23 protein-coding genes and 1 pseudogene are annotated in these 23,041 nt (G+C 62.5%); 13 read left to right on the forward strand and 11 right to left on the reverse strand.

Translation table 11 applies throughout. The features are described from left to right. Window positions 1-91: 91 nt before the first annotated feature. Window positions 92-1,156, forward strand: a complete 1,065-nt coding sequence (locus P0D73_RS26035; protein WP_408433337.1) for a DNA-binding protein — start codon at window positions 92-94, stop codon at window positions 1,154-1,156. Between the two features lie 34 nt (window positions 1,157-1,190). On the opposite strand, the gene P0D73_RS26040 is transcribed toward P0D73_RS26035, so the two are convergent. Both P0D73_RS26040 and P0D73_RS26045 read right to left on the reverse strand, forming a co-directional pair. Next, window positions 1,191-2,057: an SDR family oxidoreductase gene (locus P0D73_RS26040; protein ID WP_132374575.1), complete on the reverse strand. Its 867-nt coding sequence runs from the start codon at window positions 2,055-2,057 to the stop codon at window positions 1,191-1,193. A gap of 109 nt (window positions 2,058-2,166) precedes the next feature. After that, entirely contained in the window at window positions 2,167-2,553 is a 387-nt protein-coding gene (locus tag P0D73_RS26045; protein WP_408433339.1) for a DUF4865 family protein, read from the reverse strand. On the opposite strand from P0D73_RS26045, the pseudogene P0D73_RS26050 reads away from it, so the two are divergent. Then, window positions 2,532-3,161, forward strand: a pseudogene (locus P0D73_RS26050) (aliphatic sulfonate ABC transporter substrate-binding protein); the annotation flags it as partial. The gene P0D73_RS26045 and the pseudogene P0D73_RS26050 sit on opposite strands and share 22 nt — an antisense overlap. Window positions 3,162-3,462: 301 nt before the next feature. Here the strand turns inward: P0D73_RS26050 and P0D73_RS26055 are convergent. The 4 genes from P0D73_RS26055 to P0D73_RS26070 form a co-directional block, all read right to left on the reverse strand. Beyond that, window positions 3,463-4,215 carry an amino acid ABC transporter permease gene (locus P0D73_RS26055; RefSeq protein WP_408433341.1) on the reverse strand — a complete coding sequence of 251 codons (753 nt, stop codon included), beginning with the start codon at window positions 4,213-4,215 and terminating at the stop codon, window positions 3,463-3,465. Then, window positions 4,212-4,952 carry an amino acid ABC transporter permease gene (locus P0D73_RS26060; protein ID WP_408311555.1) on the reverse strand — a complete coding sequence of 247 codons (741 nt, stop codon included), beginning with the start codon at window positions 4,950-4,952 and terminating at the stop codon, window positions 4,212-4,214. Before P0D73_RS26060 ends, P0D73_RS26055 begins: the two co-directional genes overlap by 4 nt. Before the next feature lie 94 nt (window positions 4,953-5,046). Next, window positions 5,047-5,865, reverse strand: coding sequence for an ABC transporter substrate-binding protein (locus P0D73_RS26065; protein WP_408433343.1), 819 nt, complete (start codon window positions 5,863-5,865; stop codon window positions 5,047-5,049). Window positions 5,866-6,047: 182 nt separating this feature from the next. Continuing rightward, entirely contained in the window at window positions 6,048-7,370 is a 1,323-nt protein-coding gene (locus tag P0D73_RS26070; protein WP_408433344.1) for an LLM class flavin-dependent oxidoreductase, read from the reverse strand. Window positions 7,371-7,611: 241 nt separating this feature from the next. Here P0D73_RS26070 and P0D73_RS26075 point away from each other — a divergent pair, with 241 nt between their 5' ends. From P0D73_RS26075 to P0D73_RS26115, 9 genes are all read left to right on the forward strand, one after another. After that, entirely contained in the window at window positions 7,612-8,391 is a 780-nt protein-coding gene (locus tag P0D73_RS26075) for a GntR family transcriptional regulator (protein ID WP_408433346.1), read from the forward strand. Next, the gene (locus tag P0D73_RS26080; RefSeq protein ID WP_408433348.1) at window positions 8,388-10,121 is read left to right on the forward strand and encodes a fumarate reductase/succinate dehydrogenase flavoprotein subunit; all 1,734 of its coding nucleotides are present in this window, start codon (window positions 8,388-8,390) and stop codon (window positions 10,119-10,121) included. Before P0D73_RS26075 ends, P0D73_RS26080 begins: the two co-directional genes overlap by 4 nt. Before the next feature lie 9 nt (window positions 10,122-10,130). Then, window positions 10,131-10,376, forward strand: coding sequence for a 4Fe-4S dicluster domain-containing protein (locus P0D73_RS26085; protein WP_132374582.1), 246 nt, complete (start codon window positions 10,131-10,133; stop codon window positions 10,374-10,376). Window positions 10,377-10,441: 65 nt separating this feature from the next. Further along, on the forward strand, window positions 10,442-11,872 hold the full coding sequence (locus tag P0D73_RS26090) for an ABC transporter substrate-binding protein (RefSeq protein WP_408433350.1): 1,431 nt from the start codon (window positions 10,442-10,444) through the stop codon (window positions 11,870-11,872). A 39-nt stretch (window positions 11,873-11,911) separates the two neighbouring features. Continuing rightward, on the forward strand, window positions 11,912-12,766 hold the full coding sequence (locus tag P0D73_RS26095; RefSeq protein WP_408433352.1) for an ABC transporter permease: 855 nt from the start codon (window positions 11,912-11,914) through the stop codon (window positions 12,764-12,766). Then, window positions 12,763-13,554 carry an ABC transporter ATP-binding protein gene (locus P0D73_RS26100; RefSeq protein WP_408433354.1) on the forward strand — a complete coding sequence of 264 codons (792 nt, stop codon included), beginning with the start codon at window positions 12,763-12,765 and terminating at the stop codon, window positions 13,552-13,554. Before P0D73_RS26095 ends, P0D73_RS26100 begins: the two co-directional genes overlap by 4 nt. A 63-nt stretch (window positions 13,555-13,617) precedes the next feature. Continuing rightward, window positions 13,618-14,616 (forward strand): HEAT repeat domain-containing protein, encoded by a 999-nt coding sequence (locus tag P0D73_RS26105; protein ID WP_408433356.1) that lies wholly within the window; start codon window positions 13,618-13,620, stop codon window positions 14,614-14,616. Continuing rightward, the gene (locus tag P0D73_RS26110) at window positions 14,613-14,891 is read left to right on the forward strand and encodes a DUF971 domain-containing protein (RefSeq protein WP_408291308.1); all 279 of its coding nucleotides are present in this window, start codon (window positions 14,613-14,615) and stop codon (window positions 14,889-14,891) included. Before P0D73_RS26105 ends, P0D73_RS26110 begins: the two co-directional genes overlap by 4 nt. 418 nt (window positions 14,892-15,309) lie before the next feature. Then, window positions 15,310-16,005, forward strand: a complete 696-nt coding sequence (locus P0D73_RS26115; RefSeq protein ID WP_408246798.1) for an HD domain-containing protein — start codon at window positions 15,310-15,312, stop codon at window positions 16,003-16,005. 132 nt (window positions 16,006-16,137) lie between these two features. Here the strand turns inward: P0D73_RS26115 and P0D73_RS26120 are convergent, their stop codons facing one another. The 5 genes from P0D73_RS26120 to P0D73_RS26140 all read right to left on the reverse strand — a co-directional run bounded on the left by P0D73_RS26120 (window position 16,138) and on the right by P0D73_RS26140 (window position 21,635). Next, window positions 16,138-16,329, reverse strand: a complete 192-nt coding sequence (locus P0D73_RS26120) for a DUF2964 family protein (protein ID WP_132374589.1) — start codon at window positions 16,327-16,329, stop codon at window positions 16,138-16,140. Between the two features lie 350 nt (window positions 16,330-16,679). Further along, window positions 16,680-18,242 carry a DHA2 family efflux MFS transporter permease subunit gene (locus P0D73_RS26125; protein ID WP_408176875.1) on the reverse strand — a complete coding sequence of 521 codons (1,563 nt, stop codon included), beginning with the start codon at window positions 18,240-18,242 and terminating at the stop codon, window positions 16,680-16,682. 83 nt (window positions 18,243-18,325) lie between these two features. Further along, window positions 18,326-19,567: an HlyD family secretion protein gene (locus P0D73_RS26130; RefSeq protein WP_408433358.1), complete on the reverse strand. Its 1,242-nt coding sequence runs from the start codon at window positions 19,565-19,567 to the stop codon at window positions 18,326-18,328. Between the two features lie 42 nt (window positions 19,568-19,609). Then, entirely contained in the window at window positions 19,610-21,127 is a 1,518-nt protein-coding gene (locus P0D73_RS26135) for an efflux transporter outer membrane subunit (RefSeq protein ID WP_408433360.1), read from the reverse strand. A 70-nt stretch (window positions 21,128-21,197) separates the two neighbouring features. Further along, window positions 21,198-21,635, reverse strand: a complete 438-nt coding sequence (locus P0D73_RS26140; protein ID WP_408176879.1) for a MarR family winged helix-turn-helix transcriptional regulator — start codon at window positions 21,633-21,635, stop codon at window positions 21,198-21,200. A 226-nt stretch (window positions 21,636-21,861) separates the two neighbouring features. On the opposite strand from P0D73_RS26140, the gene P0D73_RS26145 reads away from it, so the two are divergent. Together P0D73_RS26145 and P0D73_RS26150 are read left to right on the forward strand one after the other, a co-directional pair. Next, a complete protein-coding gene (locus tag P0D73_RS26145) occupies window positions 21,862-22,539 on the forward strand; it encodes an FMN-dependent NADH-azoreductase (RefSeq protein WP_132374594.1) in 678 nt (225 codons plus the stop codon). Further along, window positions 22,536-22,967 carry a cupin domain-containing protein gene (locus tag P0D73_RS26150; protein ID WP_408176880.1) on the forward strand — a complete coding sequence of 144 codons (432 nt, stop codon included), beginning with the start codon at window positions 22,536-22,538 and terminating at the stop codon, window positions 22,965-22,967. Before P0D73_RS26145 ends, P0D73_RS26150 begins: the two co-directional genes overlap by 4 nt. The last annotated feature ends 74 nt before the right edge of the window (window positions 22,968-23,041 follow it).

The following is a 23,041-nucleotide window of genomic DNA, read 5'->3' on the forward strand; positions in this document are numbered from 1 at the left end:
ATGTCGTGTAGCGTACAGAAGTAAATTGTATAATCAACGTTATACGTTGTATTATCAACATATCCGGACATTACAGCGCCTAAGGATTCCCATGACTCTCGAAGCCGATATCGAAGCGTTACGTGAACGCGTCCCGGACACGCAGGGGCTTTATCGTGAGGTTTGCGCGCTGATGTTCTTCCGTTACGGAGAAACGCCGACAGCGAACAAGCTCTATCAGCTTGTTCGCAAAGGCAGCATGAGCGCTCCGGCGAAAGCCTTGCGGGACTTCTGGACGGAAGTCAGGGACAAGACGCGGGTCGACGTCGGGCAACCAGATTTGCCGCCAGAGGTCGCGAGCGCCGCAGGCGAACTGGCGGCGACGCTTTGGCGGCTATCGGGCGACGCGGCCAACGCGGCGCTGGAAGTCTTCAGGCAAGATGCGCAGCGCCAAATAGTCGAGGCACGCGAACATGCACGAGGATTGGCTGCGGAACGCGACGCTGCGATCGCCGCCGCCGAGCAGACGTCCCGCGACGCGGCAAACGTTCGCATTGAAAACGCAAAGGCGCTCGCGCGCCTCGTCGAACTGGAAACCGCCAAAACCATGCTCGCTGATCAGCTCGCGCAGTCCAGAAACGAAAGTGCGGCCGCCGCCACGGCGCTGTCGGAAGCCAGACGGGAATTCGCCGAGGAGTTGAGCAAGCTACGCGTCATGCACAATCAGAGCGAACAGCGCCTCGCCGCGACTGAAAAGCGGGCGCTCCTGGAGATCGACAGCGAGCGGACGGCCGCGCGCCAGACGCGCCAGGAACTGCAGGCCGCTATCGATCGGATGGCCGAGGCGCAGGCCACGCATCAGGCAGAACGAGATCAGCTGCGCGATGCGCTCGCTGCGGCGAAAACCCAGTTGGCGACGTCGATGACACGTTGCGCGAGCGTCGAAGGAGAACTCGCATCACGGGACATTGCGCTCGACGAACAAATCGCGGCGAGCGAACTCCTTCGCAAAAAGCTTGAAGCGCTGTCTCGTCAACTGGTGGAAAGCGGGCGCCCTGCTGCTACGTCCTCACCCTCTTCTCGCCGCCCGTCATCAGCCAGGAGACGGGACGTGCGCCGCGATTTGAAGTTCACGGAAACAGCGGCGGTTCGCAGGTCACCCTCGGAAGGCCAGTGAAATAGCTGACGCAACGTGGTACGCGCGTGTGATCTTAGATAATGGGCGCTCCGCCCGTCACCGCGATCGTTGCGCCCGAGATATAGCTCGCTTCATCGGAGGCGAGCATCACATAGGCGGCGGCCAGTTCGGCCGGCTGCCCCGGGCGTTTCATCGGCACCTGCTCGCCGAATTTCTCGACTTTCTCGCGCGGCATGGTCGACGGAATCAAAGGCGTCCAGATCGGCCCGGGCGCGACACAATTCGCCCGTATGCCCTTCTCCGCCAGCAATTGAGCAAGACCGCCGGTGAAATTCTGAATCGCACCTTTGGTGGTCGCGTAGGCGATCAACCCCGGATTGGGATGATCCGCATTGATCGACGACGTATTCACGATCGACGCCCCTGGCTTCATATACTTCACCGCCGCCCGCGTAATCCTGAACATCGCGCCGATGTTGGTATCGAAAGTCTTGTCCCATTCTTCATCGCTGATGTCTTCGAGCGACGGATAGCTCATCTGATAGGCCGCATTGTTGACCAGCACGTCGAGGCGCCCGAACGCCTCGACGGCTCGCTCGACGATCTCCTTGCAGTGCGCCGGGTTCGTGATGTCGCCACGCAGCAGCAACGCCTTGCGGCCGGCCTCCTCCACCCAGCGCGCGGTTTCGCGCGCATCGTCGTCTTCGTTGAGGTAGGAGATCAACACGTCCGCGCCCTCACGCGCGAACGCAATCGCGACAGCGCGGCCGATTCCACTGTCGCCGCCGGTAATGATGGCGGCCTTGCCGGCAAGACGCCCTGAGCCCTTATACGATTGCTCACCGTGATCCGGTTGCGGCTTCATGGGCGCGGTTTGCCCCGGCGTCTGGTCCTGCTGCTGGTTTGGAAACGGTGGCGTGGGACGTTGCGGGTCGGTCATGGCGATCTCCAAAGCGCGGATGAACATACGCGGCGCGCTAAAAGCACGCGGCGGCTGCCGTAGACGCAGCAACGTTCGGGCCCGCGCGCATCGCCGTACCGAACCGGCGTCAGGCATGCGTGCTGCTCAACGGCGTGGTCGGCACAGCATGCGCGGTTAGCTCCCGCAGACGCGCCAGCCCCGGCGCAGCCAGATGGGCGATTTCATAGCCGACGACACCCTCGATCGCGCGCAGCGGCGCCGAGCTCAGCGTAAAACGCGCGAGCTTCCAGTTGAACGCATCGAGGCCCACGAGCGAGACGACGACATCGTCGCGCGTGGCAACCCGCGCGTTACGCTCGGCCTCGGCGGCGCTCAACCCGGCGAGATCGACGCCCTCGCCGACCGGCAACTCTTCACGATAGATCGACATCGGGGGCGCGGAATGACCCGCGTGCACCGCAAGCGGCAACCACGTCTGAATCGGCGGACGGCCGAACGTCGCCGATCCGCACACTCGCTGATCTGAAGGGCAAAAAGATCGCCGCCACCAAAGGCACAGATCCTTTTCTATTTACGCTGCGTGCGCTGCATACCGCCGGACTTTCCCGCGACGACGTCGAGATCGTGAATCTGCAACATCCCGATGGACGTGTCGCGCTCGCCAACGGTCAGGTGGACGCGTGGGCCGGTCTCGATCCGCACATGGCCGCCGCGCAGATCGACGACGGCGCGCGCCTCCTGTACCGCAACGTCGACTTCAATACGTGGGGCTTACTCGACGCGCGCGAAGACTTCATCAGCGCGCATCCCGATACGCTGGCGCACGTCCTGACGGTTTACGAAAAGGCGCGCCTGTGGATCGCGGCCCATCCTGAAGAGACCGCGAAAATCGTCGCCGAGGAATCGAAGGTATCGCTGCCGGTGGCGAAACTGCAGTTGAGCCGCAACGACTTCAGCCAGCCGCAACCGGGCGCCAGACAACTCGCCGCGCTCAAGGCCGCTGCGCCTATTCTCACGCAGGAGCAACTGGTTAAACCGGACACGAACCTGAACCAGATCATCGACGCGTTGATCGATGCAAAGCCCGCGCAGCCAATTATCGCGGCCGACGCAGGCAAGTAAGCCGACCACACCGCCATGGCTACCGACGATTCACTGTCGCTCGAGGACTCCGCATCAACCGTTCGACGGCATCGCGAAGCGCCACCACGACGCGATCCGCTGAAGACCTGGCGCGTGGCGGGACTTGCGTTGCCGCCATCGACACAGCGAGGCCGCGCGACAGGCGCGACCTGTCGTTAATGAACTGCGCGCGCAGTTGCTGGACGGATTGAACGGGACTGTCGGGCAGCACTGAACGTCTCGGATCGGCGCACAGGTCACGCCAACGAGCCGTGCCCGGCCCATGCACAAACTCAGCGCGTTAGGGCATCGCCACGCTACGCTCTTTGCTGCGCGCCTTGCCGGCCTCGGTTTCCGTGTCGGTGCCAGTGACGCGAGCGGCCGGCGCGCGCAACAACACAAGAGACGCAATCCATTGCAGCGCAGAGCACAAAGCCACATACACGATCCCGACGAACACGAAAATCTGCGCGGGGTAAATCATCAGACGGCTGTTGACCTGATTGGCGAGAAAGGTGAATTCCGGCACCCCGACGATATACGCGAGCGAAGTATCTTTAATGAGCGACACCCACTGATTGACGAACGACGGCATCATCACGCGTACCGCCTGCGGCAGCACCACATAGCGTAACGCTTGCCAACGCGTCAGCCCGAGTGACAGCGCCGCGTTCTGCTGGCCCGCTCCGATCGAGACGATGCCCGCATGTACCGAATGCGACAGATACGCGCCACCGATCAACGACAGCGCGCACACCACCGCCGCCAGACCCGGCACGTCGACATGCAGCAGAATCGGCATCAGGAAGAACGTCCAGAAAATCAGCATCAGCACCGGAATCGCCCGGAAAAACGCGACGATTCCGAGCAGAAGCAGATGCGTGACGCCGCGCGTCACCGAGAGCGCCACGCCGCCTGCCAGACCTACCGCAGCGGACAGCAGCGCCGACACCACCGACAGCACCACAGTCAACGCCGCGCCACCAAGCGGCCCATTGGGGAACGCACCTAGCAGCAGATATCGCAGCGTCGGCAGCCATTCGAGCGCACTCATGCATGCCCCCTTTGCAACGCACGCGCACCCGTGCGTTGCCAGATCACCAATGCAATTTCGATCAACGCGATGGTGAGGACATACAGCACGGTTGCCGTACCGAAGGCCTGAAAAGTCCGGAAGCTCTCCGTGTCGACCTGACGCGACATATACGACAGCTCGGCCACGCCGATCGCCATTGTCAGCGACGAGTTCTTCACGATATTCATGTATTGCCCCGCGAGCGGCGGCGTGGCGATACGCACCGCTTGCGGCAAGATCACATGACGTAAGGTGGCGTACCGGGTCATGCCCAGGGCCGCGCCCGCCTGATATTGCGCGACGCCCACGCCGCGAATGCCGGCGCGAAACTCTTCGGCGATAAAGGCGGTGCTGTAGCAGGTCAAGCCGAGCCAGCCCGCGAACAGCTCGAAGCTCGGCCAGCGCAAGACAAGAGGCCCAACGCTCAACAGATGCGGCGCGTTCAGCCACGTCATCCACAGCTGGGGCAGCAGCGTCGCCGCGCCGAAGTACCAGAATAGCAACTGCACCAGCAGCGGCGAATTGCGAAACACGAGCACATAGAGCCGTGCCGCAGTGGCGACCGTGCGATGTTGGGAGATTTGAGCCATCGCCAGCCCGAAGCCTAGCAACGTGGCGCATACGCTCACGCAAGCCGACAGAACCAGGGTGATGACAAAGCCATGTGCGAGCCAGTCGAGATAGCGAGGCTCCAGCCAGAGATTGATTAAATGCATTCGAAAAACCGCGGTCCTCTATCAGCAAGACGGCCCGGCCGCTCGTTTCGAGTCATGACCGGGCCGTATTCAGGCGCTTAGAAAGCGACGTACGTCAGCTCTTTTGCGCGTCGCCGATCTTGAACAAACGTGGCAACGGCGCGGCACTTGTCGGGCCGAACCAGGTGTCGTAAATCTTGCCGGCCGTGCCTTTGGCCTCCAGATCCTTCAACGTCTCGTTGACGACATTCAGCAGTCGCGTCTCGCCCTTCGGCACACCCACACCTTCGTAGTCGTTGGAGATGGTGAACGGCGGGATCTCGTAGTTCGCCTTGTCCGGCACTTTAGCCAGCAACGCGACGAGCTTCGGCCCGTCTTGCGTAATCGCCTGCACATTGCCCGTGCGCAGCGCGGCGAAAGCGAACGGCGTGTCGTCGTAAGCGACGATCGTGGCGCCCGGGAATTGCGCGCGCACCTGCTGCTCATTGGTCGTGCCTTTGTCCGCGCCGATACGCAAGCTGTTCAATTGCTGCGGCGACGTGAGCGTGCCCTTCTTCGCGATGAACTGCGTGCCGGACGCAAAATACGGGGTGCTGAAATCCACCTCCTTCTTGCGATCGTCGGTAATCGTGAAGTTGGCGAACACCAGATCCACCTTGCCCGACTTCAGGAAGGCGATACGGTTGGCCGGATTGGTCGGCTGGATATCGAGCTTGACGCCGAGCCGGGTCGCGAGAGCACGCGCATAGTCGATGTCGAGCCCGACGATCTGGTTGTTCTTCGGATCGACGAAGCCAAACGGCGGATTGCTGTCGAACGCGGCAACCCGCAGCACGCCCGCTTTCTTGATGTCGTCGAGGCGATCCGCGTGCGCGGCGGTAGACAAGACGAGCAGACTTCCGGCAAGCACTGCCCCAAGCACTCTGAAATTCATAGCGGTGGTTTCCTGTTGTTTTTGATGATCCGCGCAAGACGTCGATCGACGTTCGTCTTGAGCGTGAGCCACTCACTCTACCAACGCTGCCGGACAGAACAAACGAAGCAATTCTCAGGTGCTAAGCGGCGAAAGTCATATCGCCGGTGCTGGAATGCCCGCGTTGCCAGGAGCGGCTCACATCACGCGGGAAAAAACCGGTTTTCAGGCCGCGGCAAACCGAGATTCTCGCGCAGCGTCACGCCTTCATACTCGCGCCGGAACAGCCCTCGCTTCTGCAATTCAGGAATGACTTTATCGACGAAGTCATCGAGGCCGGCGGGAAGGTGCGAGAACATCACATTGAACCCGTCCGAGCCCTCCTCCACCAACCACTGCTCCATCTGATCCGCGATCATCGCAGCCGTGCCGACCATCTCAAGTCCCGAGTAGCCGCCAATGCGCTGCGCGAGCTGGCGAATCGTCAGGCCATCACGCTGCGCCCATTCGACCACTCTTTGCCGTGCCGTACGGCTCGCATTGGTTTCGGGGATTTCCGGCAATGGACCGTTCGGATCGAAGCCGGACACATCGTGCCCCAATGCAATCGACAACGAAGCGAGGCCGCTCTCGTAGTGCACGAACGTGTCGAGTCGCGCGCGCGTCTCCTGCGCCTCGTCCAGCGTATCGCCCACCACGACGAAGGCGGCCGGCAAGATCTTCATGTGATCGCGCTGCCGACCGAGTTTCTCCATGCGGCCTTTCACATCGGCGTAGAAGCGCTTTCCGTCAGCCAGATTGCTTTGCGCGGTGAACACCACCTCGGCGGTTTCAGCCGCGATCTGCCGCCCCGCTTCGGATGAACCGGCCTGCACGATGACCGGCCAGCCCTGAACGGGGCGCGCGATATTCAACGGTCCGCGCACGGAGAAGTTGTCGCTCTTGTAATTCAGCACATGCAGTTTCTGCGGATCGAAGTAGGTACCGGTTGCCGTATCGCGGATAAAGGCGTCGTCGGCCCAACTGTCCCACAGGCCGGTGACCACATCGAAGAACTCGCGGGCACGCCGAAAGCGTTCGTCATGCTCGACATGCTCGTCGAGGCCGAAATTGAGCGCGGCGTCCGGGTTCGACGTCGTCACGAGATTCCATCCCGCGCGGCCGCCGCTGATGTGATCGAGCGAGGCGAAACGCCGGGCGACGTGATAAGGCGCGTCGAACGTGGTGGACGCGGTGGCGACCAGCCCTAGCCTTTCGGTTACCGCCGCCAGCGCGGGCAACAGCGTCAGCGGCTCGAACGAAGTGACCGTGTGGCTATGCTTGAGCGCATCCAGCGGCATATTGAGCACCGCGAGATGGTCGGCCATGAAGAACGCGTCGAAGCGGCCGCGTTCGAGCGTCTGCGCAAAACGCTTCAGATGGCCGAAATTGAAGTTGGCGTCCGGATAGGCGCCGGGATAGCGCCATGCGCCGGTATGAATCGTCGTGGGACGCATGAAGGCGCCGAGGCGAAGCTGACGTGACATGTGCCGCTCTCCATTGCGAATAGGTCGAGCCAGTTTAATCGCGCTTCGCCGCGGCTGCTTGCGGCCGATTCGCGGGTCATTCCCACTCCGGGGCGCCGTGCCGCGCGGATGCGCGCCGGCATCCATCCCAAATGCGCCCCAGAAGAAATACAAAGCACAAAATCTTCGTTCGCCCGGCACGACTCCATCACTAGACTGTGATTCAACTTGTCATAACAAGTACAGACAACCCCGCAAAACCATGACGAAACCCGACCTCGCCAACGTGCTGCCGCTTGCCGCTGCTCCGCTCTACGAGCAGATCAAGAGGGAGTTGCGCGCGCGCATTCTCAACGGCACGTATGCGGCCCATTCGCAGATGCCCTCCGAAAACGATCTGTGCGCGATGTTCGACGTCAGCCGCATCACCGTGCGGCAAGCACTCGGCGATCTGCAGAAGGAAGGCCTCGTTTTCAAACTGCACGGCAAGGGCACCTTCGTTTCCAAGCCGAAAGCATTCCAGAACGTCAGCGCGCTGCAGGGCTTCGCCGAAGCGATGTCGTCGATGGGCTATGAAATCGTCAACCAGCTCAAGCACATCCGTTTCATTCCGGCCACCGCCCAGATCGCTCAGCGCCTTGAGTTGCCCGAAGGCGCGAAAGTGGCCGAGATCCACCGCGTGCGCCTGCTCAATCGCGAACCGGTGTCGCTGGAAGTCACATGGGTGCCGGAAGCATTAGGCAAGCGCCTCGCCAATGCGGACCTCGTCACGCGCGACATCTTTCTGATTCTCGAGAACGATTGCGCTGTGCCGCTCGGCCACGCGGACGTTTCCATCGACGCCATTCTCGCCGACGAAGACATCGTCGAAGCATTGAACGTCGAGGAAGGCAGCCCGGTGCTGCGGATCGAACGTCTCACCCATAGCGCGGACGGCACGCCGATCGACTACGAATACCTCTATTTCCGCGGCGATGCATTCCAGTACCGCTTTCGCATCGATCGTCAGAAAGAGAAGAAGAGCACAAGGAAGACGAAATGAATACACATGTGATCGAGTACGACCTGGTCGTCGTGGGCGGCGGCACGGCCGGCCCTATGGCTGCCGTCAAGGCCAAGGAACAGAACCCGAACCTCAAGGTACTGCTGCTGGAAAAGGCCAACGTCAAGCGCAGCGGCGCGATTTCGATGGGCATGGATGGCCTGAACAACGCCATCATCCCCGGTCACGCGACACCCGAGCAGTACACGCGCGAAATCACCATCGCAAACGACGGCATCGTCGATCAGTCGGCCGTCTACGCTTACGCGAGGCACAGCTTCAAGACCATCGAGGAACTGGACCGCTGGGGCGTGAAGTTCGAAAAAGACGGCACCGGCGACTATGCCGTCAAGAAAGTGCATCACATGGGCTCTTATGTCCTGCCGATGCCGGAAGGCCACGACATCAAGAAAGTGCTGTACCGGCAGCTCAAACGCGCGCGCATTGCGATCACCAATCGGATCGTTGTCACTTGCGTGTTGACCGATGCGCAAGGGCGCGCCTGCGGCGTGCTGGGCTTCGATTGCCGCACGGCCGATTTCTACGTGGTGCGCGCCAAGGCGGTGATCCTCTGCTGCGGCGCGGCGGGCCGGCTCGGCTTGCCGTCGTCGGGATATCTGATGGGCACTTACGAGAACCCCACCAACGCCGGCGACGGCTACGCGATGGCCTATCACGCCGGCGCCGCGCTGGCGAATCTTGAGTGCTTCCAGATCAACCCGCTGATCAAGGACTACAACGGCCCGGCCTGCGCCTACGTGACGGGACCGCTCGGCGGTTTTACGGCCAACGGCAAGGGTGAACGCTTTATCGAATGCGATTACTGGAGCGGGCAGATGATGTGGGAGTTCTATCAGGAACTGCAGAGCGGCAATGGCCCCGTGTTTCTGAAGCTCGACCATCTCGCGGAAGAAACCATTCAGACCATCGAGCAGATTCTGCATACGAACGAGCGGCCGAGCCGCGGACGTTTTCACGCGGGACGCGGCACGGACTATCGCGAGCAGATGATCGAGATGCACATCTCCGAGATCGGCTTTTGCAGCGGTCATAGCGCATCCGGCGTGTACGTGAACGCGCGCGCGGAAACTACGGTTGCGGGTCTCTATGCTGCCGGCGACATGGCGTCCGTGCCGCACAACTACATGCTCGGCGCGTTTACCTATGGCTGGTTCGCCGGCCACAACGCCGCGCAATACATCGAGGGCCGCGAGCATGCCGCGCTGGACGACGAGCAGATCGAAGCTGAGCGCTCACGCATCTACGCCCCACTCGAACGGGACACCGGTCTCGCGCCGGCGCAAGTCGAATACAAGCTGCGCCGCATGGTGAACGACTATCTGCAACCGCCGAAAGTCACGCGCAAGATGGAAATCGGCCAGCAGCGCTTTGCCGAAATCGCCGACGACATCGGCCGGATCAAGGCCGACAATCCGCACGAACTGATGCGCGCCGCCGAAGTGCGGGCGATTCGCGATTGCGCCGAAATGGCCGCGCACGCATCGCTGTATCGCACGGAGAGCCGCTGGGGGCTGTACCACCATCGGGTCGACTATCCGCAGCGCAACGACGCGGACTGGTTTTGCCACACGCATCTGCGAAAGGACTCAACCGGCCGCATGAGCAGCGAAAAACGCGCCGTCGAACCCTACGTGGTGCCGCTCGACGCTCACGACAGTCACGCCTATCAGAACTTGCGCATTGCCGAGCCCGCGCTTGCCGACGCCTGAGGAGCCACCATGCCGACGACACCGCACAACATTTTCCAGCGCAGCGCCGCACCCGTCACGATCGACGAGGACAAGTGCATTGCCGACAAAGGCTGCACGGTCTGCGTGGATGTCTGCCCGCTCGACCTGCTCGCGATCGATCTGAGCAAGGGCAAGGCCTATATGAAGTTCGACGAATGCTGGTACTGCATGCCTTGCGAAAAAGATTGCCCGACCGATGCGGTCAGGGTCGAGATTCCCTATCTGCTGCGGTAAAGACGAAGCATCGCGACGAACCATCCACTTTGAAACACGGCCGCTTATCAACCGGGGTTTAACTCATGAACATCCGTCATCTGCTTGCCACGACGCTCCTCGCGAGCGGCCTGCTGGCGCTCACCGCCGGCGCGGCGCGTGCCGAGACCATCCGCATTGCGATCGGCACTCAGGACACGACGATCAATTGCGCCACCGGCGGCCTGCTGATCCGCGAACTGAATCTGCTCGACAAGTATCTGCCGCACGACGGCAAGTACAAGGACGCCAAATACGACGTGCAATGGAAGGACTTCACGTCCGGCGCGCCGATCACCAATGAGATGGTCGCGGGCAAGCTCGATTTCGGATCGATGGCGGACTTTCCCGGTTCATTGAACGGCACGGCCTTCCAGAAGGCGGGTAAGAAGAGCGTGTTCATTACCGTGCTCTCAGGCAGCATCGAGGGCAGCGGCAACGGCATTGTCGTGCCGGACGACTCGCCGATCCGCTCGGTCGCCGACCTGAAAGGCAAGACGATCTCGGTGCCGTTCGCCTCGGCAGCGCACGGCATGCTGTTGCGGGCCGTGAAGGCACAAGGCTGGAATCCCGACACCGACGTGAACATCATCACGCAGTCGCCGGAAGTGGCAGGCAGCGCGCTAAAAGCGCATAAGATCGACGCCCATGCCGACTTCGTGCCGTTCGCCGAACTGTTCCCGTTCCGCGGCTTTGCGCGCAAGATTTACGACGGCGCGCAGACGCATGCGCCGACCTTCCACGGCACGCTGGTCGATGCGGACTACGCGAAGCGCTATCCGGAGGTGGTGGTCGCGTATCTGCGCGCGGTGATCGAAGCCAACCAGCTGTTCGCGCAAGATCCGGAGAAGTACAGTCAGCTGATCCAGAAAGTGACCGGCATCGACGCCGAAGTCAATTATCTGTTCCACGGGCCGCTCGGTCTGCAAACGCGTGATCTGACGTGGAAGCCCGAATACCGCCAGGCGACGGTCACGGCCATCAGCACGCTCAAGCTGCTGAAGAAGACCGACGTCGATCTGGATGTGAACACCTTCATCGACGATCGCTATATCCGCGAAGCGTTCAAGCAATCCGGCCTGAACTACGACGCGGCGCTCAAGAACTACGCGAAGCAACCGCTCGTCGCCGATGACGCGCAAACCGGCAAGCGCATCACCGATCTGCGCAGCGTCACGCAGGTCTGGGTCGATGGCGAAGGCAAGGTGCGCGACTACGCGTCGGCCCAGGAAGCGTTCGCCGCGGTCAATACGCTCGAACGAGGCGGCAAGAAAGTGCGCGTCGTCTACATCCAGGATCATTCGAGCGGACTCAAACTCTTTGCCAATCAGGCCTGGTACGTGAAGGACGCCAAGGGCAACCTCGCCGGATTCCTCCTGAAAGAAAACGCGGATAGCTACGCGAAACAGGTGAACGGCAATGTCGTGGATTTCGCCGCCGCCAAAACCGACGCGACACAAGCTGTCGCGGCGCGCTGAGCGCCGAGCCGTGGCCTGCCTCACTCAGGAGAGTCCTCGATGTCAGCCATTCTTGAAGCAGCGCAACGCGCAAGCATCCGGCGCGGCGCTGCCGGTCAGCAGATCTGGAGACCGGCCCGCCTTATCCGCGCGTTGGCCAGGATCACCGCCGTCCTGGCGTGCGTGGGGATCTGGCAAGTGCTCGCCGAACATCATGTCTCGTTCGGCTTCGTGACCTTCGCCAATGTGCCGGCGCCGAGCGATGTCGTGCCGGCGGCGTGGGCCCTGCTCCACTCGCCGAAGCTGCCGATGCATCTGCTGTCGAGCCTCACGCGCGTGCTGGTTGGCTTTGTTGCGGCGAGCGTCGTCGGCATTGGACTCGGGCTCGCTATCGGCCGCTATCGCGCGTTCGAAGACACCTTGCTGCCGCCGCTCGAAGTATTGCGGCCGATTCCCGCGGTCGCGTGGATCCCGCTCGCCATCCTGATGTTTCCTTCATCGGAGATGAGCATGATGTTCATCACTTTTATCGGCGCGCTGTTTCCGATCCTGCTCAACACGATTCACGGCGTGGAAGGCGTCGATCCGCGGCTGGTCGCGACGGCGCGTTCGCTCGGCACGCGAGGCGGCGCACTGTTCAGCGAAGTGATCCTGCCGGGCGCCGCGCCCGCCATCGTCACGGGGCTGTCGATCGGCATGGGCACCGCGTGGTTCTGTCTGGTGAGCGCCGAGATGATCGCGGGTCAATACGGGATCGGCTATTTCACATGGGAGTCGTACACGTTGCAGAACTACGCGGACATCGTCGTCGGCATGCTGCTGATCGGCGCGTTGGGCATGGGCAGCAGTCTGCTGGTGAGGCGTGCCGGCCTCGCGCTGATACCGTGGTACCGCATGGAGGCGTCGCAGCGATGAGTACGCAATTGCAATCGAAACCGGCGGGCCGCATCGACGTGCGGGCTCTGAGCGTCGAAGTGGGCTTGCGCGAGCAGCGTTTCACCGCGCTCGATCAACTGGACTTCAGCGTCGAACCGGGCGAATTCGTCTGCGTGCTGGGACCGTCGGGATGCGGAAAATCCACCCTGCTGGCCGCGCTCGCCGGTCATGTGTCGGCCAGCGCGGGAGAGATCGCCGTCGACGGTGAACAAGTGCTGCGTCCGCATCCGGAACGCGGCCTCGTGTTTCAGCAGCACACACTGTTTCCGTGGAAGCGCGTGATCGACAACGTCGCGTTCGGCCTGAAGATGAAGGGCCTCGCCGCCGACGAGCGGCGCCGCCAAGCGAGCGACCTGCTCGATCTGGTTGGCCTGAGCGGATTTGGCACACGCTATCCGGCACAGTTGTCGGGCGGCATGCAGCAGCGCGTGGAAATCGCACGCGCGCTGATCAACCGGCCGCGCGTGCTGCTGATGGACGAGCCGTTCGGCGCGCTCGACGCGCAAACGCGCCGCATGATGCAGGCCTTGCTGCTCGACGTGTGGACGCAGGTCCCCACGACCGTGCTGTTCGTCACGCACGATATCGACGAAGCGCTGTTTCTCGCCGACCGCATTCTCGTGCTCTCGCAGCGGCCCGCGCGCATCGTCGCCGATCTGCACGTGACGTTGCCGCGTCCGCGCGACGACGAGACCACGACCGATGCGCGATTCGTCGAGATCAAGCGGCGCTGCCTCGCATTGCTGCGCGAAGCGGCGGCGGCATGACGACTTCGCCTGCCCGAGCGGCGTAATGGCCCGATCCGTTCCACTCCATACATCACTTCACTCATGACCGATATTTCGCTTCCGCTGACCTTCGACCCCGACTCTCTCGATCCGGAAGCCGCCGAACTGCTGCCGCGTTTGACATCCGCGGACGCCGCGGTGCGCCGCATCGCCCTGCTCGCGCTCGCCGATCTCGAGGACGAAACCGTGCTCGAACCGATCGCCGCCGCGTTGCGTCAGGACACGTCGTCGGAAGTTCGCGCGCAGGCCGCTCAGGTGCTCGGTGCGTGGGAACGCGCCGATGCGGTAGCGGCGCTCTGCGAGGCGCTGGCGGATCCTGATGATGAAGTCCGCGAGGCGGCCGCGCAGAGCCTGGCCGGCTTGAAGGACTCGCAATCGGGTCCCCTGCTCGTAGCCTGGACCACGCACCATGATCCGTTCGTGCGCCAGGCGGTGCTTCGCGGGCTACGCGAGTTACGCTATGCGGGCGCACTCGAACCCGCGCTGGACGCGCTGACAGCGAGCGAAGACCTCGTGCGACTGGAGGCCGTGAGCGTGCTCGGCTGGCTGAAAAGCGAGCGCGCGCTTGGCCCCCTCACCAGCATCGCGGTGCAGGATCCGAATGCCGCCGTGCGGCGCGCGGCGATCGGTGCGCTGGGCATCGGCGCTGCGTCGACCGAAGACACTGTTGTCGCGTTGCTCGGCGCCTTACGCGATGCCGCGTGGCAGGTCCGTGAAGAAGCGGCGGCCACGCTCGGCAAACTGCGCGCGACGGCCGCAAGAGATGCGCTAATCGACGCTCTTGCCGACGACTACTGGCAAGTCCGGCTGCAAGCGGTCCGCGCTTTGGGCAAGTTACGCGACGCAAGCACGAGCACGGCGGTCGCGTCGCTGCTGACACACACGATCAGCAATCTGCGCAAGGAAGCGGCCTTGTCGCTGGGCGAACTGGGCGACGCAGCGTCGCTGCCGGCCTTGCAGGCAGCCGCGACGGATCCCGATCCGGAAGTCCGCAAGGCGGCGCGGATCGCCTTGACTCAAATCGAAAGCGCACGGCGATGAACGCCCCTCGGCGGATCACGGTCCACGCCGCGAGCGGGCGATTGTCCCTCACGTGGGATGACGGACGCACGCAATCGATCAACAACACAACGTTGAGAGAACGCTGCCCTTGCTCGACATGCCGTCGCCTGGCGCATTCGGGCGAGGCGCGACTCGATTCGCCGCGCGTCGCGATCGTCGACATGCAACCGATGGGCTACGGCGTGCAGATCGTGTTCAGCGATGGGCACGCGCAGGGGATTTACCCGTGGGAATACCTGAAGAGACTGGATTGAATACAGGCATCAGGGTCGATACTCATCTTCTGTGTCAGCAAGCCTTTAGTCTGTGCCGACATATCGATACCAGAATTCTCGCGCGGCTCACTGGATTATCGGCGCCTCTCACGCTTCTCGCCACGAACAAATCCATCGATCCATATTCGCCAGTGAACTAGCGAAATCAAACCCGGCGGTTGCGCCACAAGCGCCTCGTCAAGCACCGGCTACTGCGCAACGGGCGCGGATGGCAGAAAACGGCGTATCACTGGCACGCTTTACCGGTCGATTGCGCCTCACCCAGAGGCGACTCCGACGGATACTTGGACATCACCGGGCGGTGCTCACAGCGAATCCAGAACGCTGTCCGGGCATTGCCCGAACGACACGAAGTCCATCGCCTCACGAGGCACTATCTTTGTCCAGGAGAAATTCGATGAGTACGACCATTGCCGGCATTCACATTCCAGACAGCCGTCTCGCGAGGGCAGCAACCGATCTGGTCCGCGACACCGAGAACGATCTGCTTTTCAATCACTCGCGCCGCGTGTTCCTGTGGGGTGCGTTGACGGGAGCGCGCCGCAACCTCGCGTACGACCCCGAGTTGCTGTACATCGGCGCGATGTTTCATGACATGGGCCTCACGCCGGGCTACAGCAGCAAAACAGATCGCTTCGAAGTCGACGGCGCCAATGCCGCGCGCGACTTTCTCAAGAGCCACGGCGTCAACGAGTACGACATCGAACAGGTCTGGTTGTCGATCGCGCTTCACACCACGCCGGGTGTGCCCGAGCATCTGAAACCGGTCGTCTCGCTGGTGACCGCGGGCGTGGAAATGGACGTGCTCGGCATGCGGTATCACGAGTTCGACGACGCGCAACGCGTCAGCGTGGTGGCCGCGCATCCGCGCGAGCAGGACTTCAAGAACCTGATCATCGATGCGTTTGCGCAAGGCACCATCAGCAAACCCGAAACCACGTTCGGCAACGTCAAAGCCGATGTCCTCGAGATGAAAGACCCCAATTACAAGCGGCTGAATTTCTGCAAGATCATTCTCGGCTCGGCATGGGACGACAGCAAGGCAGGTCACGTCCATCACGCTGGATGCAGTCACGGCGCAGCGGCGGAATAACTGCTTGCGCAAGACGGCCGGCGCTTTGCGTGCCGGCCGCTGCAGGACTCAGGGCGCGCCGAACCGGAAAGCCGGTGGCGCGCCACATCGGTTGGCGCGGCCATATTTCAATCGGCCGTTGCGAGCCTCACTTCACGACTTATCCGTTGGTCGCGGCGTCAGCATCAGCGCCAGCACTGCGACGCCGAGCACCAGTAACACCCCGCCATAGAGCGTGGAATTGCGCGTGTCGAACAACACACCGTGAATGACCATCGCCATGCCGCCCAGCGCGACGAACACCGCGATGGCCGCGAATACGATCCGACGTTCAGCGCGAATCATGGCGCTCTCCCGCAAGATGTTGGTGCCGTAAGACGCACAGGAACAACGGAAGAACTCGAACCGCGCAGTATTTTTTCTGGCAACCAGCGTTGCGCGCTGCAGCCGGGTCTTCCGCTCGGGTCATCGCGATGAGCCGGTGCGCTCATGCTTCAACGATGCCTGTCGGAAAGCTTGCGTCGGTTCGCCTTGAAGCCGTTGCAAGTCAGTTTATAAGCCGGACTGTCAGCCGGTTATCGAATCTCGGCTACGGCGATCACGTGCGTCGTCAGCCGGAAACCTCAATCTATCGTAGGCGGCGAACGGGCAATAGTAAATACGGGTAACCATGCCGCTCGCCGCCTGCGCCGCCCTCAATGGCCACCTGCTCCCGCCGCCGCCGCCGAACTGGCGCGGTCCGGCTTCGTCACCCAGATCAGCGGGATGATCAGTACGAAGAGCACCGCCGACAGCCAGAAAATATCGTTCAGTCCCAGCATGGCCGCCTGGGCATTCATCGAACGTTCGAAGAATGCCATCGCCTGGGCGTGACTGCCTCCCAGCGAACTTTGCAGCGCATCCAGCGCCGACGTGTATGTCGGATTGTTCACGCTCGTCTGCTCGGCGAGTTGCGAATGATGCAGGATCGTCCGGTCGTTCCATCCCGTCGAAGCCAGCGAGGTTCCCACCGCGCCGGCGAACACCCGCGCGAAATTCGACAGGCCCGCCGCGGCCGGAATCCGGTCGGGCGCAAGGCCGGACAAAATGATCGCGGTCAGCGGCACAAAGAAAAGGGCCGTCGGGATACCTTGCAACAGCGTCGGCAAAACCAGCGTCCATGTATCCACGCCCGTGGTGTAGTTCGAGCGCATGAAGAACACGCCGGCAAAACCGACGAAAGCCAGCGTCGCCAGGACGCGCGCATCCGACTTCGGCATGATCTTCGCCATGACCGGCGCGAGAATCACCGCGAAGATGCCTAGCGGCGCGGTGGCCAGACCGGCATCGACGGAACGGTAGTTCAGATACTCTTGCATCCACTGCGGCAACAGCACGAGGTTGGAGAAAAACACCGCGTACGCCACCGAAATCGCAACCGTGCCGCCGAGGAAGTTACGCTTTCCGAACAACCGCAAGTCGACGATCGGGTTCTTTTCAGTCAACTCCCAGATCACGAAGAACGCGAAGCTGATCGCCGCGAACACAGTCAGGGCGACGATCACCGGCGAGTTGAACCAGTCGAGATCCTTGCCCTTGTCGAGCATGATCTGCAACGAGCCAACCCATGCGATCAGCGAGAGCAGGCCGACCTTGTCGATCGGCAAACGCTTCGTCGGGGTTTCGCGGGTGCGATAGATCGCCCACGTCACGCCGGCCGCGAACAGGCCCACCGGGATGTTGATGTAGAAGATCCATGACCATGAGTAGCTGTCGGTGATCCAGCCGCCGAGCGCCGGACCCGCAATCGGACCGACCGTCGCGGTCATCGCCCACAAGGCGAGCGCGGTCGAAGATTTTTCCTTCGGATACGAGCCGAGCAGAATCGCTTGCGACAGCGGAATCAACGGACCGGCCACCGCGCCCTGCAGAATCCGCGCGGCGAGCAACACCGGCAGATTGGGTGCAATCCCGCACAACCATGACGACAGCACGAACAACAGAATCGCCCACACGAACAACTTGATCTGCCCGACGCGCTGCACGAGCCAACCGGTCAACGGAATCGCGATGGCGTTGGCGGCGGCGAACAGCGTGATCACCCACGTGCCCTCGTCCACCGAGACGCCGAGATTGCCGGCGATGGTCGGAATCGCCACGTTCGCAATCGATGAATCCAGCACGTTCATAAACGTGGCGAGCGCCACGGCAAGCGTCGCCAGCACCAGCTTGCCGCCAGTCAGCGGCGGCAGCGTGGCGGGCTTCGTCGATCCATTCATTTCATCACCTGTCGGGAACGGTAAAACAATCTGACTTATCAGTTAAACGCGCGAAAAAAAAACGACGCTCGGTGGCCGCGGGTTCAGCCTGCCTTGCGTGCGGCGTTTTTCTGCGCGGTGCTCGCGGCCATCTCGTGCTTCGCCGGCATGTTCTGCGCGATGATCCGCGCGATCTCCGCGTCGGCTTCGTCGCCGTATTGCGCGAATACGTCCGTGTGGTACGAGGTGTTGACCGCCGCGCCGAGTTGAGCGCCGGTTTCCTCGTGGGTGTCGACGTCGACCTGCATCGACAGGCCGATCCGCAACGGATGCGCATTCAATTCATTTTGATCGAGCTGGATCCGCGCCGGCAGACGCTGCACGACCTTGATCCAGTTGCCGGTGGCGTTCTGCGCGGGCAGCGTGGCGAACGCCGCGCCCGTGCCCGCCGAAAAGCCCACCACGCGGCCGTGATACTTGACGCTGAAGCCGTACACGTCCGCTGTGAGCGTGACGGGTTGGCCGATGCGCATGTGCCTCAGTTGGCCTTCCTTGAAGTTCGCGTCGACCCACACGCCGTCGAGCGGCACGATCGCCATCAACGGGTTGCCCGGCGCCACGCGCTGGCCGACCTGCACCGAACGGCGCGCGACATAGCCGGTCACCGGCGCGGGCAAGGTGTTGCGCGCGTAACTCAGGTAGGCGTCGCGCACTTTCGAGGCGGCGGCCTGCACGTTCGGATGCTGTTCGATCGACGTGCGGTCGGTCAGCGCGTGGTTGGCCTCGGCCTGCTGACGGGCGGTGTCGAGCGCGGCCTGCGCGGAGCTGACGGCGTCGCGAGCGTGGGCGATGTCCTCGCCCGACACCGCCCCTGTTTCGGCCACCGCCTGACGACGTTTCAGGTCGTCGTTGGCGCGGGCCAGATCCGATTGACGTTGCGCGATGGTCGCCGCATAGAAATCGTTGTTCACGTACAGGCCGCTCACCTGCCGCACGGTCTGGCCGAGCGTCGCTTCCGCGTTCGACAGTGCGACCTTCGCGTCGGCGTTATCCAGGGTGACGATGGGCGCGCCCTGCTTGACGATCTGCGTGTCGTCCGCGTTGACCGCGACCACCGTGCCGCTCACTTGCGGTGTCAGTTGCACGAGGTTGCCGCTCACGTATGCGTCGTCGGTGGACTGATAGTAGCGGCCGGTCGTGAAGTAGTACGCGCCGTAGCCCGCGCCGGCCAGCACGACGCTGGCCGCGAGCAGGGAGAGCAGTAGTTTGCGCTTCGTGGGGGTCTGGGCTTGCACGGGTTGGTCCGCGTCCGCCGTCGCGCGCTTGGTGTCGATCGTATCGCTCATGATGGGAGTCCTGACTGATTGGCAAAGTGTCGCGATGGCGCTTTAGCGAGCGGCGGCGACGACGGGGTTGGCGGATGCTGCTGGAACGACGGCGCCGCTGCTGGCGACAGAATCGGCGTTGTCGACATAACCGCCGCCGAGCGCCGCGGCCAACGCGATCTGCTGGTCGCGCCGGTTCATCTTCAGATTCGCGACCTGCTGGTCCGCGGCGAGCGCGGTGGTGTCGGCGTTCAGCACGGTCAACTGATTCGTGAGGCCGGCCTTGTATTGCGTGAGCGCCAGTTGATCGGCGCCGCGGGCGGCTTCCTGGGCGGCTTGCGCGTCGGTGAGCTGCTCGTCCGTCGAACGGATTTGCGCGAGTTGCGTCGCCACTTCGGACAAGGCGGTGACGAGCGTCTGGTTATACGTGGCGACGGCGTAGTCGAAATCGGCATAACGCCCTTTCAATTGCGCGCGCAATTGACCGCCGTCGAAAATCGGCAGATGGATCGCTGGGCCGACCGACGCCGTGCGGCTCGCCGCCGTCAGGAAACGGCCGAAACCGAATGCGTCGAGACCGATCGCGGCGCTCAGGTTGATGTCGGGATAGAACTCGGCCTTGGCCTCTTTCACGTCGTGCGTGAGCGCGTCGACGCGCCATTTGGCCGCGACCAGGTCCGGGCGGCGGCTCACCAGATCGGCCGGCAGGTTGTCGGGCAGACGCACTTCGTCGCCTACGCCGAGCGTCGGCCGAGCGATGGCGAGACCACGGTCCGGTCCGGCGCCGAGCAAGGCGGCCAACTGATAGCGCGTCGTGAGGATGCTGCCGTCGATTGACGCGAGCGTCCCGCGGCTCGTGGCGAGATTCGCCTGCGCCGTCTTGCGTTCGACTTGCGTGTCGAGGCCCGTTGCAATGCGGCCGGCCGTAATGCGATCGATCTGTTCGCGCTGCGTGACTTCTTCCTGCGCGATGTCACGCAATGCATAGAGCCGCGCAAGCTGGTTGTAGTCGCGCGCGGTGGCCGACGTGAGGGACAGCTTGACGACTTCCTCGTCCGCCTGGGTCGCCTGCAACTGCGACAGCGAAGCCTTCAGCGCTTCGCGATTCTTGCCCCACAGATCGAGATCGTAGGACGCGGACAGCAAGCCCTTGTTCTCCGTTTGCCACGAACCGCCGTACGGCGGCGGCACGAGCGCCGTGCCCGAATACTGCTGGCGCGTCAACGAATAGTCCGCGCCGACTTTCGGCAGGGTGCTCGCCTTCGCCGTGTCGCTGTACGCGGCGGCCGCTGCGACGCGGGCGCGGGCCTGCTCGACCGATGGATTGCCTTTCAGCGCTTCGGCAAGCAAGGCCTTCAGCTGCGCGTCGCCGAACTGGTCGGCCCAATCGGCGGCGGGCCAATGACCATTGTCCTGCGGAATGCTTTGTTGAGTCGCGTAAGTCTGCGGCTGCGCCATCTGCTTGTCGCTCGAGATACCGGCGTAATTCGCGCAAGCGGAGAGCACGGCCGCGACGATCACCGTCACACCAGCCTTCGCGACCCGCGAGCCGGCTATCCGTGGAATTAACTGTGGTTTCATTTTCTGACTTGTCAGATATATGGTTGAAAAAAACGCCGCGAGCGTCCGCGACATGTTTGGCTGGCCTCGCCTACTCGGCGAGAAACTTGTTCAGCAGACGGCGAAACTCCTCGAACTCGGCTTTCGTAAACCTCTTCAGGCGCCGGTTCAGCACCACCGGAGCGATCGAAGGAAGCTGCACGGCGATCGCGTTGCCCTCTTTTGTCAACTCGAGGTTGACGACGCGGCGGTCTTCGATGCTGCGTGAGCGTTCCAGCAACCCCCTGGCTTCCAGCTTGTCGAGCATGCGCGTCATCAGGCCGGTGTCGATGCCGAGCAGCCGCGACAGTTCGAACGGCGTGGTCGCGACGTTCCAGTGCACGGACAGCAGAATGCCCATCTGCTGACTGGTGATGTCCAGATCCTTCAGCGCAGTGTCCATTTCAGTAATCAGCAAGTTACGTGCTTTGTTGATCGAGAAACCCACGCTCTGCGTCAGGCTGAAATTTTCCGGCGTGTAATGGTTCATTCATGCCTCCTGTTCGATGGCTTGAACTTTATCTGCAAAGTCAGATATTGTCAAAGATCGATTTCGGCATATGACTGTTTCAGTCACGCGCACAATCGCGCCTCTTCGCGGCTACCGACAGCGTGAAAAGTGGTCACCTTGAATTAGCCAAAACCGGTCATTTCACAAAGCCACTCGAGCGTTTAATCTGCCCTCACGCTAAATCACAAATGGAAGGACGGAAACCATGAAGATCATGCACGTCGACGCCAGCGCCAAACGCGAGCGATCCAACTCCCGCGCGTTGAGCCGCTATTTTCTGGAACGCCTGCGCGAAGAAGGCGGCCAGTTCGAAGTCGATTATCTGGATGTGACGATCGACACGCCGCCGCACGTCACTGAGGATTTCGCCATTGCCACCTACACGGCCGCGCCGGATCGCACGCCTGCCATGAAGGCGACGCTGGCCGGCTCGGATGCGCTGTGCCAACGCCTGCTCGCCGCCGACGCGTTCGTCTTCGCCATGCCCATGTACAACTGGTCGATGCCCTCCGCGTTCAAGGCGTTTATCGACAGCGTCACGCGTACGGGCCTGACCTATGTGAACGCGGACGACGGCCGCGTGGTTGGTCAGCTTTCACGTCAGAAGGTGCTCTTCATCACGAGCCGCGGCGCGGATTTGCGTCCGGGCTCGCCTTACGCAGGCATGGATGCGCTCACGCCTTCGCTGAAGGCTGCGTTCGGCTTTCTCGGCGTCGCTGATCCGACCTTTGTCGATGCTCAGCCGCTGCAGTTTGCCGATCCCGAAGCGCGTACCGAAGCGCTTCGGCGCGCCCGTGCCGAACTCGACGCGGTGGCGTCGGGCTGGGCGTCGTCGGATTCGAGCAAGGAAACCCAGGATCTCTTGTCAGGAGTTACAGCATGAAAATTCGCACACTGATCGCGGCGGCCACACTCGCCAGCCTTTCTATTCTGGGGACCTCGCAGTCCGCATTCGCCGCTGACACAACCGCGCAGCACGAGACGATCACGCCTGCGTTCGCCGAGGCGATCGCCAACGTGCCCGGCAAGACGATCACGGCGCTCGTCGTCGACTATGCGCCAGGCGCCAAGTCGCCGTCGCATCGGCACGGTCAGGCGTTCGTGGTCGGCTATGTGCTGTCGGGCGCGATCCGCAGCCGCGTGAACAACGGCGAAGAACGCGTCTACCATGCCGGCGAGCACTGGACCGAGAAGCCCGGCGTGCATCACACGGTCAGCGAAAACGCGAGCGATACCGAACCGGCGAAGCTGCTGGCGATCTTCGTGGCTGATACGAAAGACAAGAATCTTGTTACGTTCGACAAGAACTGAATCGGGATTGACACGGACGCGTGAGCGGCATGCAGGTGAGCGCGGGGCTTTTCACGCCCGAGTTGCCTGCTTAC

The sequence above is a fragment of the Paraburkholderia sp. RL18-101-BIB-B genome, from assembly GCF_046026985.1.
Classification (GTDB): domain Bacteria; phylum Pseudomonadota; class Gammaproteobacteria; order Burkholderiales; family Burkholderiaceae; genus Paraburkholderia.

Coding starts and splice junctions, on each gene's coding strand:
- P0D73_RS26095 (WP_408433352.1), top strand. CDS start 11,912: ATGTCAGCCATTCTTGAAGCAGCGCAACGCGCAAGCATCCGGCGCGGC.
- P0D73_RS26135 (WP_408433360.1), bottom strand. CDS start 21,127: ATGAAACCACAGTTAATTCCACGGATAGCCGGCTCGCGGGTCGCGAAG.
- P0D73_RS26070 (WP_408433344.1), bottom strand. CDS start 7,370: ATGTCACGTCAGCTTCGCCTCGGCGCCTTCATGCGTCCCACGACGATT.
- P0D73_RS26090 (WP_408433350.1), top strand. CDS start 10,442: ATGAACATCCGTCATCTGCTTGCCACGACGCTCCTCGCGAGCGGCCTG.
- P0D73_RS26080 (WP_408433348.1), top strand. CDS start 8,388: ATGAATACACATGTGATCGAGTACGACCTGGTCGTCGTGGGCGGCGGC.
- P0D73_RS26150 (WP_408176880.1), top strand. CDS start 22,536: ATGAAAATTCGCACACTGATCGCGGCGGCCACACTCGCCAGCCTTTCT.
- P0D73_RS26040 (WP_132374575.1), bottom strand. CDS start 2,057: ATGACCGACCCGCAACGTCCCACGCCACCGTTTCCAAACCAGCAGCAG.
- P0D73_RS26130 (WP_408433358.1), bottom strand. CDS start 19,567: ATGAGCGATACGATCGACACCAAGCGCGCGACGGCGGACGCGGACCAA.
- P0D73_RS26085 (WP_132374582.1), top strand. CDS start 10,131: ATGCCGACGACACCGCACAACATTTTCCAGCGCAGCGCCGCACCCGTC.
- P0D73_RS26100 (WP_408433354.1), top strand. CDS start 12,763: ATGAGTACGCAATTGCAATCGAAACCGGCGGGCCGCATCGACGTGCGG.
- P0D73_RS26125 (WP_408176875.1), bottom strand. CDS start 18,242: ATGAATGGATCGACGAAGCCCGCCACGCTGCCGCCGCTGACTGGCGGC.
- P0D73_RS26145 (WP_132374594.1), top strand. CDS start 21,862: ATGAAGATCATGCACGTCGACGCCAGCGCCAAACGCGAGCGATCCAAC.
- P0D73_RS26105 (WP_408433356.1), top strand. CDS start 13,618: ATGACCGATATTTCGCTTCCGCTGACCTTCGACCCCGACTCTCTCGAT.
- P0D73_RS26140 (WP_408176879.1), bottom strand. CDS start 21,635: ATGAACCATTACACGCCGGAAAATTTCAGCCTGACGCAGAGCGTGGGT.
- P0D73_RS26060 (WP_408311555.1), bottom strand. CDS start 4,952: ATGCATTTAATCAATCTCTGGCTGGAGCCTCGCTATCTCGACTGGCTC.
- P0D73_RS26035 (WP_408433337.1), top strand. CDS start 92: ATGACTCTCGAAGCCGATATCGAAGCGTTACGTGAACGCGTCCCGGAC.
- P0D73_RS26065 (WP_408433343.1), bottom strand. CDS start 5,865: ATGAATTTCAGAGTGCTTGGGGCAGTGCTTGCCGGAAGTCTGCTCGTC.
- P0D73_RS26110 (WP_408291308.1), top strand. CDS start 14,613: ATGAACGCCCCTCGGCGGATCACGGTCCACGCCGCGAGCGGGCGATTG.
- P0D73_RS26120 (WP_132374589.1), bottom strand. CDS start 16,329: ATGATTCGCGCTGAACGTCGGATCGTATTCGCGGCCATCGCGGTGTTC.
- P0D73_RS26115 (WP_408246798.1), top strand. CDS start 15,310: ATGAGTACGACCATTGCCGGCATTCACATTCCAGACAGCCGTCTCGCG.
- P0D73_RS26055 (WP_408433341.1), bottom strand. CDS start 4,215: ATGAGTGCGCTCGAATGGCTGCCGACGCTGCGATATCTGCTGCTAGGT.
- P0D73_RS26075 (WP_408433346.1), top strand. CDS start 7,612: ATGACGAAACCCGACCTCGCCAACGTGCTGCCGCTTGCCGCTGCTCCG.